Origin of the sequence: Paenibacillus sp. P3E (assembly GCF_001909045.1) — a bacterium.
GTDB classification, from domain to species: domain Bacteria; phylum Bacillota; class Bacilli; order Paenibacillales; family Paenibacillaceae; genus Paenibacillus_AQ; species Paenibacillus_AQ helianthi.
This window is the reverse complement of sequence record NZ_LVWH01000102.1, coordinates 1-1,565: the sequence shown is the minus strand read 5'-3', so window position 1 is coordinate 1,565 and position 1,565 is coordinate 1. Positions and strand designations below refer to the sequence as shown.

At 51.0% G+C, this 1,565-nt stretch carries 1 protein-coding gene; it reads right to left on the bottom strand.

The features are described from left to right. Positions 1–341: 341 nt before the first annotated feature. A partial coding sequence (locus A3842_RS09570; protein ID WP_143186226.1) for an IS110 family RNA-guided transposase occupies positions 342–1,565 on the bottom strand: 1,224 nt, incomplete at its 5' end.

Here is a 1,565-nt window from a genome sequence, read left to right as displayed (position 1 = left end):
TCAGCCATAGACAGATTGAGAGCTGGAGAAGTCATGTAAGGATGACATTATTTTCTGGTGAAGCCGGTGGCGGGAATAGAGAGCGGGGGATTCATCCCCAACCCAAGGATACGTTCTGTGATCGCACTTTGGATATCCACACCTGTCTCCTGACGGCTTACCCTCCCATGTCACGCGGGGTCTTTGCCCTTACATTCCTTCGTTCGGCCTCTCAGGAGGTGGACGCCGTTTCTTGCTCCTTTACAGGGTCGTTGCCCTTATGGAAATGATTCCTGCGGCTGCTCCGTGCTTCCTTTGTCTTGGTTCTTTCCTTCCGGTGAGAAACGTGATTTCGGTTTTACTTAAGCTGCCATCTGGATCTGGGCCTGACGTACCGGCCCTAAAACGTCGTTTGCATCGTATGGAATGTGCTTGGTCCCGAGCGTGTGCAGGACTCGTATGAGCTTTCCGCATAAAGCCACAAGGGATTGTTTTTTCTTCAGTGGATTCTGACTTCGCTTCGTAAAGTACTGGTGCAGTGCCTTGAACTCCGTGTTCTTTGCCACCATGGGCATGACCGCCCGGAACAACAGGGCCCTTAGCCTTGCACGTCCACGCTTGGTAATACTGGACTTGCCTTTTTTCTTTCCCGAACTGTTCTCTTTGAGATTCAGTCCAGCCAGCCGTATAATCTGCTGTCCATGCTCGTAACCGCTTAGATCCCCTACTTCTGCAAGGAAACCCGCCAGCGTAACTACAGCCACACCCGGTACGGTGAGCATCTCTCCAGTGCCCGGAATTTGTGACAGTAGACGTTCCACCTCGGCCAGAATCTCTTCGAGCTGTCTGGCGAACATTTCGTACTGTTCCAGGAGCGTTTGAATCTCTATTCTTGCTGCAGGAAGTCCTTCGGTCAGTCCGATGGAACTCCTCGCCGTATCCATAAGGTGCTGCGCGCGTTTAGTGCCTACGGCTCGTTTCACGTCTTTCTTCCACCGCTGAACGATGGCTTCTGTACCGAGTGCGATGATTTCACCTGGTGTGGGAAACTCGCCTAGCGTAATCCGTGAAGCCTTGCCTTCCCAGTCTTTAAATACCTGCGTGTACTCTGGAAAAAAGCGATCCAGCCAGTTCTGCACCCGTCTTTGCACCTGTCCGAAGTTCACCATGATCTTCTCCCGAAGATTCATGAGAATTCGCAGATCTGCGTAGATACTTGTTGGCAATTTAGGTTCGCTGTATTTTCCGTTTCGCACCAAATCGGCAATGACTTTTGCATCTTTATAGTCGTTTTTCGTCGGTGAGTTATCTTCCAGTTCTTTGCTTTGGTGTACATGGTGCGGATTGACAATGACCAAAGGAATACCTTGCTGTCCCAAATACTCGGCCAAGTTAAACCAGTAGTGTCCGGTGGGCTCAATGCCGAAGAGGACGTCGCTCTTGGCATGCTCCTGCTGAAGCTCCTTCATCCACTGTACCAGTTGCTCCAGACCTGTTCGTGTATTGGAGAATACACAATCTTTCCCCAGTTCAATTCCCCGAAAGTCAATGGCTCGGGCCACATGGGTTTCCTTAGCGATGTCTGC